Genomic DNA, 14,894 nt, shown 5'->3' on the forward strand with positions numbered 1-14,894 from the left:
CATCAGGCGAAGTGCGCGTGCTCGGCCGCGTGCGCATGGCGGCCGATCAGCTGGATCTCGTGCTCCGGCGCCGGCACGGCAGCCACGTCCAGCGCGGTCCCGTTGAACTCCGCCGCCGCGCTGGCGGACTGCACGATGATGCCGCTGTTATCCAGCGTCATGATCATGTCGGCGAACTGGATGCGCTCATCGCGCACCAGCAAGTCGCTGCCGCCGCCGGTGCCGGCCACGTCGGTCACCTTGTAGCCATAGGCCGTCTTGCCCACCGTGTAGTTGGCGCGCACGCCGGCGTAGACCACGGTGTCGAAGCCGTCGCCGCCGTCGATGTAGTTGTTGGCGATGAGCGCCTTCAGGCTGTCGTTGCCCGCCGTGCCGGTCACGTTGCGCGCGCTCAGCACGGTGAAGTCCTGCGCCGTCGAAGCTGCCGACACATTGCCGGCCGCGTCGGTGGCCTTGGCCGTGACGTGGTAGTTGCCGTTGCCGACCGCCACGGGCGTGATGCTCCAGGCGCCGTTGGCCGCCGCCGTGCCCACGCCCATGCTGGTGGTGCCGTTGAAGATTTCCACCTTGGCGCCGGCCTCGGCCACGCCGCTGAAGGTCGGGTGGTTGCCGCTGGCGGCGGCCCAGCCGTCCTTGGTAAACACCAGCGTCGGCTGGTTCGGCGCGCTGGTGTCCGGCGGCGGCGTCACCGGGCCGGATGGGGCGATGGCGACAGTGCCGTCGCTAAAGCGCAGCTGTTCGATATTGCTCAGCATATCGCTGCCCTGCGCGCCCACCACGCTCCAGGCGGACGCGCTTACTTGCTGGACGGTATACGCGCTGCGCAGGCCGTTGTAGAAAGCGGTGTCGATGCCGGCGCCGCCGTTCAGGGTGTCGTTGCCGGCGCCGCCTTCCAGCATGTCGTTGGCGGCTGTGCCGGTCAGCGTGTCGGCCAGGCTGGTGCCGGTGAAGTAGCGTCCGCCGCCGGTGGAATTGACGCCCAGCGCGCCGCCCAGGCCGTCGCCGCCGTACAGCCATTTCAGCGCGGCGATATCGTACGCTCCGAACGTGGAATGCACGCCGCCGCTGTGGGTGTAGGACATCAGCGTGTAGGCGGTGTTGTCGGTGGCGGCCGGCAGGCGGATGGTGCCGTCGAACGAGTGCTTCAAGCCCATGGCGTGGCCCAGTTCGTGCAGCAGCGTTTCGTAGCCTTGCGTGCCGGGCGTCAGGTTGGCGTTCATGCCGGCCCATTCGGCGTTGTCCAGGTAGACCCAGGTGGAAGCCGTGAAGCGGGTCACCACGTTGTTGCCGTCGTAGGAGTAGCTGTAGCGCGAGCTGTCCAGGCCGGTCGTGCTCGAGCCGCTGATGTTGGCGTTGGCGAAGTGGACCTGGGCCGCGTTGCCGTCGGCGGTCTCCGTGAACTTGATGCCGGTCAGCTGCGAGATGTAGTTCAGCGCGCTGCGCGTAGCGCTCTGCTGTGCCGCGCTGAAACTTTGTGGGGCGCTCAGCAAGGAAGCGTTGCCGGATTCGAGACCGGCGGCAGTGGAAAAGCTGTAGTAGAGGTTGTTGCCGCCGGACGTAAGGTAGTTCCAGTTCGGCAAGTTATCCAGGAGTGCGTCGATGTGGTTCAGGCCGGAGAGGGTGGTGCTGCGGACTTCGGAAACGGTTGCCATGTCACAATGCCTTGGAGTAATCGGGCTGGTCAGTATTCCGATGCAAGGCACTGAGGTCAACAGCAAATTCAATCGTGCGGCGGGTGAGTGTGCACTCATTTTCGGATTGCTAATTCGCACCGGGCAACACTTCGTTCAACTTTGAAAACGCTGGCGGCAGGCAAAAAAAGACCGGCGCATGCCGGTCAAAAGAGGGAGCAGCGGTAAAGCGGAATTACTTGCCCAGGCGTTGCTCGGAAGCCGGGTCGAACAGGATGGCTTTCGACAGGTCGAACGCCAGCGCAATGCGCGCGCCGGGCTCGGCGCCGGCGCGCGGATGGGTGCGGCAAGTGGCGCGCACGCCGTTGAACCAGGCGAAGGCCAGCGTGTCCGGGCCGGTGGGCTCGGTCATCTCGATGGTGCAGGCCACTTCCATCGGGTGGTAGCCTTCCGGCGTTTCGGCGCGGCGCGCACTGAGCGCGTCGGTCACGTGCTCGGGGCGGATGCCGAGTATCAGCTCGCGGCCCTGCCAGGCGCCGAAGTGGCCGGCGGCGGCGTGGTGGGCAGGCAGCGGCAGCAGGGTGGTCACGCCGTGGTGCTCCAAAGCGAAGGCTGCGCCGGCGCCGTGCTGCACCAGTTTGCCGCGCAGGAAATTCATCGACGGCGAGCCGATAAAGCCGGCCACGTACAGATTGTCCGGCTGGTCATAGATTTCCTGCGGGCTGCCGAATTGCTGCACCACGCCGTCGCGCATGACGGCGATGCGGTCGCCCAAGGTCATCGCTTCGATCTGGTCGTGCGTCACGTAGACGATGGTGGCGCCCAGGCGCTGGTGCAGCAGCTTGATCTCGGCGCGCATTTCCACGCGCAGCTTGGCGTCCAGGTTGGACAGCGGTTCGTCGAACAGGAACAGCGAGGGATCGCGCGCGATGGCGCGCCCCATGGCCACGCGCTGGCGCTGGCCGCCGGACAGCATGGCCGGCTTGCGGTCCAGCAGGTGGGTCATCTGCAGCGTTTCGGCCACGCGCTTGACGATCGCTTCCTGCTCGGCCTTCGGCACCTTGCGGATACCCAGGCCGAAAGAGATGTTCTCGCGCACCGTCATGGTGGGGTAGAGCGCATAGGACTGGAACACCATGGCGATGTCGCGCTCCTTGGGCGGCACCTTGTTGACCACGCGCTCGCCGATGCGGATCTCGCCCTGCGAAATGGTTTCCAGTCCGGCGATCATGTTCAGCAGGGTGGACTTGCCGCAGCCGGAGCCGCCCACCAGGATCAGGAACTGGCCGTCCTCGATGTCGAGGTCGATGCCCTTGAGGATTTCGGCGCCGTTCGGATACACCTTGCGCACATTGCGGATTGATAAGCTTGCCATGAGAGTCTCCTTAACCTTTGACGGCGCCGGCGGTGAGGCCGCGCACGAAATATTTGCCTGCGACCAGGTAGATCAGCAGTGTCGGCAGCGCGGCAATGATGGCCGCCGCCATGTTCACGTTATATTCGGTCACGCCGGTGGAAGTGTTGACCAGGTTGTTCAGCGCCACCGTCACCGGCTGTGCGTCGGAGCCGCCGAACACTACGCCGAACAGGAAGTCGTTCCAGATCTGCGTGAACTGCCAGATGAAGCACACCATGAAAATGGGCAGCGACAGCGGGAAGATGATGCGGCGGTAGATCATGAAGAAGCCGGCGCCGTCGATGCGCGCGGCGTTTACCAGTTCTTCCGGCACGGTCACGTAATAGTTGCGGAAGAACAGCGTGGTGAAGGCGATGCCGTAAATGATGTGCACCACGATCAGTCCGCTGGTGGTGTTGGCCAGCTCGGCCATGCCCAGCAGGCGCGCCATCGGCAGGATCACCACCTGGAAGGGGATGAAGCAGCCCACCATCAGCGCGGTGAACACCACGTTGTGGCCGGGGAAGCGCCAGTGCGCCAGCACGTAGCCGTTCAGCGATCCGATCAGGCTGGAGATCAGCACGGCCGGTATCGCCATCTGCATCGAATTCCAGAAGTAGGGCGCCAGGCCCTCGCAGCGCACGCCGGTGCAGGCTTCAGACCAGGCTTTGCTCCAGGCGGCGGTGGTGGGCGCGAGCGGGAAGTCGAGCAGGTTGCCGTCGCGGATCTGGTCCAGTGTTTTCACGGAGGTGGTCAGCATCACGTACAGCGGCGCCAGGTAGTACAGCGCCACCAGCACCAATAAGGCGTAAAGCATCAGGCGGCCGGCCGTGATGCGGCCGCCGTCGTGGTTCAGGTCAGCGGCCATGGCGCGCTCCTTTCGTTTCGAGATACATCAGCGGCACCAGCACGGCCATCACCGTGGCCAGCATCATCATGGCCGAGGCGGCGCCCAGGCCCAGCTGGCCGCGCGTGAACGAGAACTGGTACATGAAGATGGCCGGCACGTCGGACGAGGTGCCGGGGCCGCCGGCGGTCAGTGCCATCACCAGGTCGAAGCTCTTGATGGCGATGTGGGCCAGCACCAGCAGCACGCTGAAGAATACCGGGCGCAGCGAGGGGATCACGATGCGGCGGTAGATGGTGGGCAGGCTGGCGCCGTCCACCTGCGCGGCCTTGATGATGCTGTCGTCCACGCTGCGCAGGCCGGCCAGGAACAGGGCCATGACGAAGCCGGACGACTGCCACACGCCGGCGATGACGACGGTGTAGATGGCCATGTCGGAGTTGACCAGCCAGTCGAAGGTGAAGTTGCTGAAGCCCCAGTCGTGCAGCATCTTTTCCAGGCCCAGGCCGGGGTTCAGTATCCATTTCCAGGCCGCGCCGGTGACGATGAAAGACAGCGCCATCGGGTACAGGTAGATGGCGCGCAGCGCGCCTTCGTGGCGGATGCGCTGGTCCAGCAGGATGGCCATGGTCAGGCCGATGGCCAGGCAGAACAGGATGAACAGGCCGCCGAATATGCCGAGGTTGCTGGCCGAAACCCACCAGCGTTCGATCTCGAACAGGCGCTCGTACTGGCCGAAGCCGGCGTACTCGAAGTTGGGCATCATGCGCGACTCGGTCAGCGACAGCCAGGCGGTGAGGCCGATGAAGCCGTACACGAAGACCAGCGAAGCGATGATGGTGGGCGACAGCACCAGGCGCGGCAGCCAGGCGTCGGCCAGGGCGCCGAAGCGGCTGCTGCCGGCGCGGGGATGCCTGGCGGTGCTGTCGTTGGCGGCGGCGGGTTTGGCGGACGCGCGGGGCGCGGGCGGCGGCGCAGAGGGGACTGCGGATAAAGGTTTTGCTGACATGATGCGGGTTCTCCAGAGCGTGAGGCGGAATCCGCAGGGCGGGACGTCGCCCGCCCTGCGGTGTTGCGCTGCCTCGGTACGGCTGCTTACATGGTCTTGGCTGCCTTGGCCAGCGCTTGCGCGGCGGCTTGCGGCGTCATGTTCGAGTTCATGAATTTGGCGATCACGTCCTGGATGGCGCCGGCCTTGGCACTGTCGACGGCCATGCCGTGCGCCAGCGACGGCACCAGCGCATTGCCCTTGCTGGTGGCGGCCAGGTCATCCATCGACCTGGTGGCGCAGCTGTCGAACTTGGTGCGCGAGACACCGGCGCGCACCGGGATCGAACCCTTGTTCAGGTTGAACACTTCCTGGAACTCGGGGCTCATCACGGCGTTGGCCAGGGTCAGCTGGGCCTTCTGGTCGTCCGCGCTTTTCACCTTGAACATGGCCAGCGAATCGATATTGAAGGTGAAAGCCTTGTCGGTGCCCGGCGCGGCCAGGCACAGGAAGTCCTTGCCCGGCACCTTGCCGGCGGCGGTGAACTCGCCCTTGGCCCAGTCGCCCATGAACTGCATGCCGGCCTTGCCGTTGATGACCATGGCGGTGGCCAGGTTCCAGTCGCGGCCCGCCGCGTCCTTGTCGATATAGGTCTTGATGCGCGCCAGCGTCTCGAAGGCCTTGATCATGGTGGGGCTGGTCAGGCTGGCCTGGTCCAGCTGCACCAGGGACTTCTTGTAGAAGTCCGCGCCGCCCACGCCCAGCACCACGGACTCGAACACGGTGGCGTCCTGCCACGGCTGGCCGCCGTGGGCCACGGCCACCAGGCCGGCCTTCTTGATCTTGTCGGCCGCGTCGAAGAACTCGGCGAAGTTGGTGGGCGCCTTGGCGCCGGCCTTGGCCAGCACGGCCGGGTTCACGTACAGCCAGTTCACGCGGTGCACGTTGACCGGCACCGCCACGAAGTGGCCCTTGTACTTCATCACATTGGTGACCACCGGCGGCAGCAGGGTTTCCCACTTGCCTTCGGTTGCCGCCGCGTCGATATTGGCCAGGGTGCCTTCCTGGCCCCATTCCTGGATCGACGGGCCCTTGATCTGGGCGGCGGTGGGCGCACTGCCCGCCATCACGCGCGCCTTCAGGGCGGTCATGGCGTTTTCGCCGCCGCCGCCGGCCACGGCGAAGTCTTTCCACGCCACGCCTTTCGATTCCATGATCTTCTTCAGTTCAGCGGCGGACTTGGCTTCGCCGCCCGAGGTCCAGTAGTGCAGCACTTCAACTTGCGGGGCAGCGTGGGCTGCCGATGCGATGGCTGCGGCGAATGCGACGGCGCTCAGCGCCAGGGGTTGCAGTTTCATGTTCGTGTCTCCTGATGTATGAGAAAAGTATTTGGCGCCGCGCTTACCACCAGGCTTCCATGTGGATGCCGTAGGAAACGCCGCTGGTGTCGCTGCCGTACACCGCGCCGGAGTTATTGAAGGCGTTGACCGACTTGCCCGCCGCGTCGTTCCACTTGCCGTAGCTGACGAACAGGCGCAGTTCGGGACGCGCCCAGTAGTCGCGCGCCAGGCTGATGGTCGGCGCGATGGTCAGCTTGGTCAGGCGCTGGGTGCCGGGTTCCTTGTCGGACTTGAGCTGCGTCACGCCCAGCTCGGCCTGCAGCTTGAAGTTCTCGGCGAAGGCATACACCGGGCGCGTGCCGACGGTGGTCCAGGTGGTGGCGCCGTCCTTGCCGTTCTTGTCGCGCTGGTACAGGGCCACGAACTCCATGCTGAAGTCGCGCGTGGGCTGGATCACCACATCGTTGAACACGCGCAGGCGGGTGTAGTCCGAGCCGAGCAGGGTGCTGCCCGACGGCCCGATGCGCGCGCAGCACGGGCCGTTGATGCCGGTGCCGGGGCCGACGCCGTACTGCACGCCGAAGGTGTTGCCGCCGCCGAAGACCTTGGCCTGGCGGTGGAACACCGACATTTGCCAGCCGTCGTGCGTGCTCTTGTCTTGTCCCTGGGCCGAGATGAAGGTGGCGGCGAAGTCCAGCGTGCCGTTGGTGTTGACCGGCAGGCCCTCGTAGACGAGGTTCTGGCGCAGCGCGGAAGGCGAGTCGATCACCTTGCCGGTGGCCGGATCGGTGGTGTTGAAGTCGTTGTCCTTGAACACCGCGTAGCTGATCTTGCCGGCGCCCAGCGGATAGCCGTCGATGCCGCCGCCGTTGCCGTTCATGTTGATGTACTGCATATCGAGCATGTGGATGTCGGGACGGTAGTAGTGGCGCTTGCCGACCCAGACGATGCCGCCATTCATGAACGGCAGGTTCTTCGCTTCGATATAGGCCTTGGATACGCCCAGCTTGGCGTCGCCGAAGTCGGAGCTGTTCTTGTAGGCGTCGGCCCAGAAGGTGCCGACAAAGGTGGCGCCGTTGGCGGCCTTGGCCAACTGCTGGGTGTAGCCCAGTTCCGTGAAGCTGTCGCACTCGTTGCCGAGGCGGTAGGCCATGGTGATGCCGCCCAGGCCGTAGCAGGTCTGGGTGCCGCCGTGGTTGCTGGTGCCGCCGCCGGCGCGCACATAGCCGTGGAAGCCTTCGGTTTCGTGGTCGCCGGCGATGGCGGCGCCGCAGGACAGGGCCATCGCGATGGCGGCGGGCAGGGAACGGCGGATGAATCGGTTCATCATAAGGTTGGTCTCCGGTATGGATTTGTTATGTGTTTTTGCTACCGGAACGGACAGTAGCATCGGCCGGAATGTGATTCCAGCAAGCGCCGGCGCGGGCGCCATGGTCTACTTAAGTGGTTGATTTTTATGAAAAACAGGCCTGTGGCGACCAGGCCTGCGCTAACATAACTTTACAAAGCCCCAGCATGCTGCGCCGCAGCGGCTGCAACACTTTGCAATAAATCCATACGCTTTCTTGCAAAATGCTGTGCATCCTTACCATCGTTTCAAGAATGCTTTGGGTTATAGTCTGTCCACACAAAATGCCATCCCCAGAATGGCTTCAAAAAACATGACGGAGACCGCCTTCCACAAGCTGCGCCTTGCCGCCTGCCTGCTCTTGAGCGTGGCGGGCTTTGCCGCGTCCTGCGGCGTCCATGCCGAGTCGCTGCAGGTGCTGCACTGGTGGAAGTCCGCCAGCGAGCGCAAGGCGGTCGACCTGATCGCGGCGCGCCTGGAGGCCGAGGCCGATATCGGCTGGCGCGACAGCATGGTGCCCAGCGGCTCGGGCGCCGGCGCCGGCATCGTGCTGCGCAGCCGCATGCTGGCCAAGGACGCGCCCGAGGTGGCGCAGGTAAACGGCATCGTGATCCGCGACTGGGCCCGGCTCGACCTGTTGCTGGACCTGGACGCGGTGGCCGCCGCCGGCAAGTGGGACAAGCAGCTGCTGCCGACCGTGGCCGACGCCATCAAGTCGGACGGCCATGTGTACGCGGCGCCGGTCGGCATCCACCGCATGAATACCCTGTTCTACAACCGCAAGCTGCTGGCGCGCCTGCACCTGGCGGTGCCGGAAACCTGGACCCAGTTCGAGCAGGCCGCCGCCAGGCTGCACCAGGCCGGCGTGGTGCCGCTGGCGCAAAGCAGCGAGCCGTGGCAGGTGACTACCTTGTTCGAGGCGCTGGTGCTGGCCGAAGGCGCCGAGTTCCACCGCGAGCTGTTCCAGCGCCGCAGCGCCGCCGCCTACACCGACCCGCGCCTGGCGACCGCGCTGCAGCGCCTGCGCAGCCTGAAGAAATGGATGGGCAGCCCGATCGCCGAGCGCAGCTGGGAGGAGGGCGTGCGCGAGCTGGCCGACGGCCGCGCCGCCTTCATGGTGATGGGCGACTGGGCCAAGGGCGAGCTGGTGTCGCGCGGCTTGACGGTGGAGGAGGGTTTCGGCTGTGCCGCCGCCCCGGGCACGGCCAGCTACCACCTGTACAACATCGACACGCTGGGTATGCTGGCCACGCGCGAATCGCACCGGCCGGCGCAGGAGAAACTGGCCGCGCTGATCATGTCTCCCGCGCTGCAGAACGACTACAACCAGATCAAGGGCTCCATCCCGGTGCTGCGCAATCCGCTGCTGTCCAAGATGGACAGCTGCGCGCGCGCCTCGTGGAAGCTGTTTACCAGCGGCACGGATGCGCTGGTGCCCAGCCTGGTGCACCGCATGGCCACCGAGGAGATCGTGCGCGACGCCATCGTGGCGGAGGTGCACCGCTACTTCCTGGACGATAATGTGAGTGTGGCCGACACCCAGCGCAGGCTGGGCACCATCGCCCGCACCTTTACCAAGACCAGATAGACCGAGACAGATTCCATCATGCGCAAGATCCTGATCGTCGACGACGACCAAAAAACGCGAACCCTGCTGAAGACTTACCTGGAGAAAAACCAGTACGACGTCGGCCTGGCCCACGACGGCCAGACTTTCCTGGCCGAGTTCAACCGCTACGCCGACGAGCTGTCGCTGGTGATCCTGGACGTGATGCTGCCCGACACGGACGGCTTTGCGCTGTGCAAGGCGGTGCGCAGCCGCTCCAATGTGCCCATCATCATGCTCACCGCCAGCTCCGACGAGACCGACCGCGTGGTGGGCCTGGAGCTGGGCGCGGACGACTATGTGTCCAAGCCCTACAGCCCGCGCGAGCTGCTGGCGCGCATCAAGGCCATCCACCGCCGCACCGGCATGGGCAACGAGTCGGCGCCGCGCTACTACCGTTTCGTCGGCTTCACGCTGGACACGGTGGCGCGCACCGTCACCGACGCGGCCGGCGAGATCGTGCCGCTGACGGGGCTCGACTTCCAGCTGCTGAAATACTTCGTCGAACACGCGGGCGACATCCTGGACCGCAGCGCGCTGTGCGAAGGCACGCGCGGGCGCGACTCGGGCCCGCTGGACCGCTTCCTGGACGTGCAGATCAGCCGCTTGCGCCTGCGCCTGAACGACGGCGGCCGCAATCCGCTGCTGATCAAGACCGTGCGCGGCGCCGGCTACGTGTTCTCGGCCGACGTAACCGCGTCCAATGCATAGCGGCAGCCAGCCGTCCGGTCCGGGCGGTGCAGGCCCTGCCCCTGCTGGCCGGCGCGCGCGCTGGCTGGACCGGGCGCTGTCGCGAATCCTGCCTCGAATCCTGCCTCGTATCCTGCCTCGTATCCTGCCGCAGTCCCTGCTCGGCCGCCTCACGCTGGTGATGGTGATCGGCGTGCTGCTGACCCAGTTGGTGGGCAACATCATCTGGGCTGCGCAGCGCCGCGCCGAGGCGCTCAGCGAAACCACCACCGCTTCGCAGCACCTGGCGCACAGCGCGGCCAGTGCGGTGCGCTTCTTTCTCAGCCTGCCGCCCAACTACCGGCCGCTCATCATCCAGCAGTTCCGCGAAATGGGCGGCACGCGCTTCCTGGTCAACATCAACCAGGCGCCGGTGCAGGTGCGCGCCATCGCCGGCCAGGAACTGGCGGACGCTGCGCTCAAGCAGGTGCGCGCCACGCTGAAGGAGGACCTGCCCAATGTCTCGCAGGTGCGGCTGGCCTTCGCCTGGCCCGACAGGCTGCCGGTAGGCGACAACGGCGCCACCATCGCGGACTTGCCGGACACCTGGGTGCAGCACATCCTGCTGACCAAGCCGGCGCCGGTGCTGCTGATCCAGGTCGAGATGGACCCCGGCCACTGGCTCTACCTGGCCACGCTGATGCCCAATCCGTACTTCCTTGAAACCGGCAACCCGCTCACGCGCGACCGGCTGCTGCTGCAGGCGCTGTCGCTGGCGGCGGTGCTGCTGCTGTCCATCATGGTGGTGCGCTGGATCACGCGGCCGCTGGCGGCGCTGTCGGAGGCGGCCACCGCCTTCGGCAAAGGCGGCAACGCGCCCGCGCTGCCGGAAACCGGCAGCCGCGAGTTCGTCAACACGGCGCGCGCCTTCGAGGCCATGCGCCAGCGCATCCAGCGCTACATGGAAGACCGCGAGCGGCTGTTCGTCTCCATCTCGCACGATCTGCGCACGCCCATCATGCGCCTCAAGCTGCGCACCGAGCTGCTGGACGACGAGGCCATGCAAAGCGAATTCCACGACGACCTCGACGAACTGGACATGATGGTCAAGGGCGCGCTGCAAACGGTGAAGGACAGCGACATCCACGAAAATCCCACCGAGGTGCGGCTCGACGCGCTGCTGGGCCGCATGGTGCGCGACGCGCAACTGGCCGGTCATGCGGTGTCGTTCAGCGCTTCCGGCCTGAGCGTGGCGGCCAAGCCGCTGGCGCTCAAGCGTGCCATCGGCAACCTGCTGAACAACGCGCTGCACTATGGGCGCGAAGTGGAGCTGGCGGTGCGCGAACACGCCGGCAACATCGAAATCGAAGTGCGCGATCATGGGCCGGGCGTGCCGGAGGAGGCGCTGCCGGGCTTGTTCGAGCCCTATGTGCGGCTCGAGCATGGCCGGAATCAAAACAACAGCGGCATGGGCCTGGGCCTGGGCATCGCCCGTGGTATCGTGCAGGCACACGGCGGCGAACTGCTGTTGGCCAACGCACCCGGCGGCGGCTTTCGCGCCACCATCGTGCTGCCGGGCGGCGCGTTCGTTCCCCTTTAGATGAACACTGAAGAAGGCTGACATGAGCAAATCACTGCGGTTGTCCGAGAAATGGTTCCAGCGCGGCTTGTGGCTGGTGGCGCTGGCCTTCGCCGGTTTCCTGATCGGCCTGGGCGGGCAGATCGTCGACAATCTCGGCACGGTGGAGCGGCCGCTGGCCCTGGAGCAGTTCATGGACCCGCAGCGCAGCGAGCAGTTGCGCGCCGCGCTGGCGCTGCAGGAGCAGCGCCAGGCCGAAGCCGGCGCCGCCTTGCAGCAGGCGCGCCAGAAGCACCAGGTGGCGGTGGCCAACAGCCACTCGGCGCGTGAAACCTTCGACAACTGGCTGGCCACGCGCAGCGCCACCGCGCGCTCGGAGCAGGATCCGGAGGTCATCAAGCGCACCCACGGGCTGGACGCGCTGGCCGCCGCCGAGCGCCAGGCGCTGGCGCTGGTGGAGGCGCAGGAACAGGCCCAGCTGGACGCCAGCCAGGCGAAGGACAAGGCGCAGCAGCAGTGGAACGCGCTGGAAGAAGCGGCACGCGGGCCGTATATGGATGCCGTGCGGGCCATGGAGCTGCGCGTGTTCGGCTACCGTTTGCTGCTCACGCTGCCGCTGCTGGTGGTGGCGGGCTGGCTGTTCAAGACCCAGCGCAAGGGCAAGTACTGGCCTTTCGTGTGGGGCTTCATTATCTTCGCCGGCTTTGCCTTCTTCGTCGAGCTGGTGCCGTATCTGCCGAGCTACGGCGGCTATGTGCGCTACATCGTCGGCATCGCGCTGACGGTGCTGATCGGGCGCCAGGCCATCGTCTCGCTGCAGCGCTACCTGGAGCGCCAGAAGGCCGCCGAAGCGCTGTCCGACCAGCAGCGCCGCGAGACGCTGCAATACGACGTGGCGCTGGCGCGGCTGGCGAAAAGCGTGTGTCCCGGCTGCGAGCGCAAGGTGGACCTGAAAGACCCGGCGATCGACTTCTGCCCGCACTGCGGCATCGGCCTGTATGACCACTGCGGCAGCTGCCAGACCCGCAAAAACGCCTTCAGCCGCTTCTGCCACGCCTGCGGCACCGCCGCCCAGGCCACCCCCCGGTAGCCGAATCCGCCGCCAGAATGTAATCTGCCCCGCGTTTTTTGCAGTTCGTCGCAAAACCGGGGGCGGGCAGGGTGGGCTTGGGTATAGTGCTGGAATACCGATAATGTGCGGCCAGCCGGCATTGGCCGCCGCCCCGAGGATTCCAGACATGACCATTTCCGCCCGTATTCTCTACCACTTCGGCCTGCTGCTGGCCGCCCTCGGCCTGATCCTGCCGGCCGCCCGCGGCGCCGACGAGATCGTCACCGAAACCCGCGCCATCGATGCGCGCGTGGTGCGGGTCAAGCTGGACGGGGTGATCGACCTGAAGTTGCGGCGCGGCGACGCGCCTTCGCTCACCGTCACCGCCGACAGGCGCTATATCGCCAAAATCACCACCGCCCAGTCGGGCGACACGCTATACCTGGACTCGGACGTGCACGGCTTCAAGCTGAAACGCTCCACGCTGCGCGCCGAGCTGGTACTGCCCAATCTGCGCCAGGTGGTGTCGGACGGGGTGGGCACCACCGAGGTGGCCGGTTTCAGCGGCGACGATATCGAACTGACCCTGGAAGGCGCCGGCAGCATGAAGGTGGTGGTGGACTACCGCACCATGCGCGTGAACCTGGGCGGCGTCGGCAGCATGCACGTGTGGGCCAGCGAGAACGACAGCGTGGAGCTGGACCTGCAGGGTGCGGGCTACGTCACCCTCGGCGGGCGCAGCAAGATGCTGAAAGCGACTCTGGGCGGCCTGGGCGGCCTGAATGCACAGCAGTTCCAGGCCGACAGCGTCAGCCTCGAATTGAGCGGCCTGGGCAACGCCACCGTGACCGCGCGCGACAACGCCACCTTGAACCTTAGCGGGTTGGGATCGGTCACAGTCTTTGGCAAGCCGGCCAACCGCAACGTGAGCGTGGACGGCCTCGGCAAGGTCAGCTGGAAATAAATGGTGCCGCGCGGGAGCGCGGTAATAAGAGACACAAGTACCCATTTCTTGAGCAACATGAAAAAACTATTACAAGTACTACTCGCGATCGGTTTCGCGCTGGGCGTGCACAACGCCGCCCGGGCCGGTTTCGCGGAAGGGGCCACGGCCTACAACAACCGCAACTACAGCCTGGCTTACAAGGAGATCGAGCCACTGGCGCGCGCCGGCAACAAGGACGCCGAGCATCTGCTCGGTTTGATGTATTACATGGGGCGCGGCGTGCCGCAGGACTACAAGCAGGCGCTGAACTGGCACCGCAAGGCGGCCCTCAAGGGCAAGTCCGATGCGCAGTACGTGGTGGGCGCCATGTACTACACCGGCAACGCGGTGATCCAGGACCACAAGCAGGCCGTGATCTGGTTCCGCAAGGCGGCCGAACAGGGCCATCCGGACGCGCAGCAGACGCTGGGCCTGATGTACCGTTACCACATCGGCGGCATGCCGCAGGATAACGTGCTGGCCTATATGCTGTGGAACCTGGCCGCAGCCAACGGCTCGGCCAATGCGGCCGAGCAGCGCGCCGCCGTGGTCAAGAAGATGACGCCGGAGCAGATCGAGGAAGGGCAGGCGCTGTCGGCCGGCTGGAAGGTCGGCACGCCGCTGCCGAAGCAGTCGCGCACCGGCGGCGGCTGAGCCGTTCAGTCGGGCGCCTTGTCGCCGCTGAGCATGGCGGCGACCAGGTTTTCGCGGTGCTGCCAGCTGGTGAACGCCACGCCGGCAAGGTGGGCTGCGATCAGCGCCACCAGCAGCCACGCCAGGCTTTCATGGATCAGCACCGGCCAGGCGTAGCCCCACAGCAGGTCGGTGGTGGTGAGCCAGCCGCTGAAGGCGACCAGCGCCACGCAGGACAGCAGCGCCACCACCATCCAGCCGCCCAGCGGATTGTGGCCCAGGTAGCGCGGCGCGGTGCCGGCCCGCACCTGGCGCAGGTAGGCCAGCGTGGGCCGCACGCCCAGCACGAACTCGGCAAACCGCGCATGGCGGCTGCCGGCAAAATTCCACAGCAGGCGCGCCGTTACCGTTGCCGCCGCCGCGTAGCCAATGTACTCATGCAGCGGGCCGGTCTGGCCGCTGGTGTACCAGGCCGCGGCAATACTGCAGACCAGCAGCCAGTGCAGCAGGCGCACCGGCAAGTCCCAGACCTTTATCCTGGCTTTATTCTTCAACACGGGCAAACGTCACCGGGTCGAAGAAGGCTTCCACGCGCTTGCCTTTCGGGTCCTTGGCGTAGACCTCGTAGCAGGAGCTGCTCGCTTCCATGCGGCGGATCTGCCAGCCTTCCTTGGTCAGTTTCTGCGCCAGTTCCTCGTGCGACTTCCATTCGGACTTGGGCTTGGTGGTGCATTTGACGTCGCCGTGGGCCGAGGCGGCGCCGGCGGACAGCGCGAGCAGCAAGGGCAGGGCGAGGCGGACGAGTTGCTTGTTCATGGGTT

14 protein-coding genes are annotated in these 14,894 nt (G+C 66.0%); 6 read left to right on the forward strand and 8 right to left on the reverse strand.

The window, feature by feature from the left end; genetic code table 11:
• Positions 1-2 precede the first annotated feature (2 nt).
• The 6 genes from ASD15_RS25235 to ASD15_RS25260 all read right to left on the reverse strand — a co-directional run bounded on the left by ASD15_RS25235 (position 3) and on the right by ASD15_RS25260 (position 7,532).
• Complete coding sequence (locus tag ASD15_RS25235) at positions 3-1,652, reverse strand: Ig-like domain-containing protein (protein WP_057157806.1); 1,650 nt, start codon at positions 1,650-1,652, stop codon at positions 3-5.
• Between the two features lie 214 nt (positions 1,653-1,866).
• Positions 1,867-3,006 carry an ABC transporter ATP-binding protein gene (locus tag ASD15_RS25240; protein WP_057157807.1) on the reverse strand — a complete coding sequence of 380 codons (1,140 nt, stop codon included), beginning with the start codon at positions 3,004-3,006 and terminating at the stop codon, positions 1,867-1,869.
• Positions 3,007-3,016: 10 nt separating this feature from the next.
• On the reverse strand, positions 3,017-3,844 hold the full coding sequence (locus ASD15_RS25245) for a carbohydrate ABC transporter permease (RefSeq protein WP_373888203.1): 828 nt from the start codon (positions 3,842-3,844) through the stop codon (positions 3,017-3,019).
• Between the two features lie 40 nt (positions 3,845-3,884).
• Positions 3,885-4,883 (reverse strand): carbohydrate ABC transporter permease, encoded by a 999-nt coding sequence (locus ASD15_RS25250; RefSeq protein WP_082552141.1) that lies wholly within the window; start codon positions 4,881-4,883, stop codon positions 3,885-3,887.
• An 86-nt stretch (positions 4,884-4,969) separates the two neighbouring features.
• On the reverse strand, positions 4,970-6,220 hold the full coding sequence (locus ASD15_RS25255; RefSeq protein ID WP_057157808.1) for an ABC transporter substrate-binding protein: 1,251 nt from the start codon (positions 6,218-6,220) through the stop codon (positions 4,970-4,972).
• Positions 6,221-6,263: 43 nt separating this feature from the next.
• Positions 6,264-7,532 carry a carbohydrate porin gene (locus tag ASD15_RS25260; RefSeq protein WP_307188307.1) on the reverse strand — a complete coding sequence of 423 codons (1,269 nt, stop codon included), beginning with the start codon at positions 7,530-7,532 and terminating at the stop codon, positions 6,264-6,266.
• Between the two features lie 331 nt (positions 7,533-7,863).
• On the opposite strand from ASD15_RS25260, the gene ASD15_RS25265 reads away from it, so the two are divergent.
• The 6 genes from ASD15_RS25265 (at position 7,864) to ASD15_RS25290 (ending at position 14,094) form a co-directional block, all read left to right on the forward strand.
• On the forward strand, positions 7,864-9,138 hold the full coding sequence (locus ASD15_RS25265) for an ABC transporter substrate-binding protein (protein ID WP_082552142.1): 1,275 nt from the start codon (positions 7,864-7,866) through the stop codon (positions 9,136-9,138).
• Positions 9,139-9,153: 15 nt separating this feature from the next.
• Positions 9,154-9,867 carry a response regulator gene (locus ASD15_RS25270; RefSeq protein WP_181259912.1) on the forward strand — a complete coding sequence of 238 codons (714 nt, stop codon included), beginning with the start codon at positions 9,154-9,156 and terminating at the stop codon, positions 9,865-9,867.
• Complete coding sequence (locus ASD15_RS25275; protein ID WP_082552143.1) at positions 9,860-11,425, forward strand: ATP-binding protein; 1,566 nt, start codon at positions 9,860-9,862, stop codon at positions 11,423-11,425. Before ASD15_RS25270 ends, ASD15_RS25275 begins: the two co-directional genes overlap by 8 nt.
• A gap of 22 nt (positions 11,426-11,447) precedes the next feature.
• On the forward strand, positions 11,448-12,494 hold the full coding sequence (locus ASD15_RS25280; RefSeq protein WP_057157810.1) for a serine endopeptidase: 1,047 nt from the start codon (positions 11,448-11,450) through the stop codon (positions 12,492-12,494).
• 148 nt (positions 12,495-12,642) lie between these two features.
• Positions 12,643-13,419 carry a GIN domain-containing protein gene (locus ASD15_RS25285; protein ID WP_057157811.1) on the forward strand — a complete coding sequence of 259 codons (777 nt, stop codon included), beginning with the start codon at positions 12,643-12,645 and terminating at the stop codon, positions 13,417-13,419.
• A 57-nt stretch (positions 13,420-13,476) separates the two neighbouring features.
• Positions 13,477-14,094, forward strand: a complete 618-nt coding sequence (locus ASD15_RS25290; RefSeq protein ID WP_057157812.1) for a tetratricopeptide repeat protein — start codon at positions 13,477-13,479, stop codon at positions 14,092-14,094.
• A 5-nt stretch (positions 14,095-14,099) separates the two neighbouring features.
• On the opposite strand, the gene ASD15_RS25295 is transcribed toward ASD15_RS25290, so the two are convergent.
• On the reverse strand, positions 14,100-14,630 hold the full coding sequence (locus ASD15_RS25295) for a cytochrome b/b6 domain-containing protein (protein ID WP_229418330.1): 531 nt from the start codon (positions 14,628-14,630) through the stop codon (positions 14,100-14,102).
• On the reverse strand, positions 14,617-14,889 hold the full coding sequence (locus ASD15_RS25300) for a PepSY domain-containing protein (RefSeq protein WP_057157813.1): 273 nt from the start codon (positions 14,887-14,889) through the stop codon (positions 14,617-14,619). The genes ASD15_RS25295 and ASD15_RS25300 overlap by 14 nt, the downstream gene beginning before the upstream one ends.
• Positions 14,890-14,894: the final 5 nt, after the last annotated feature.

The organism is Massilia sp. Root351, from assembly GCF_001425045.1.
Classification (GTDB): domain Bacteria; phylum Pseudomonadota; class Gammaproteobacteria; order Burkholderiales; family Burkholderiaceae_D; genus Rugamonas.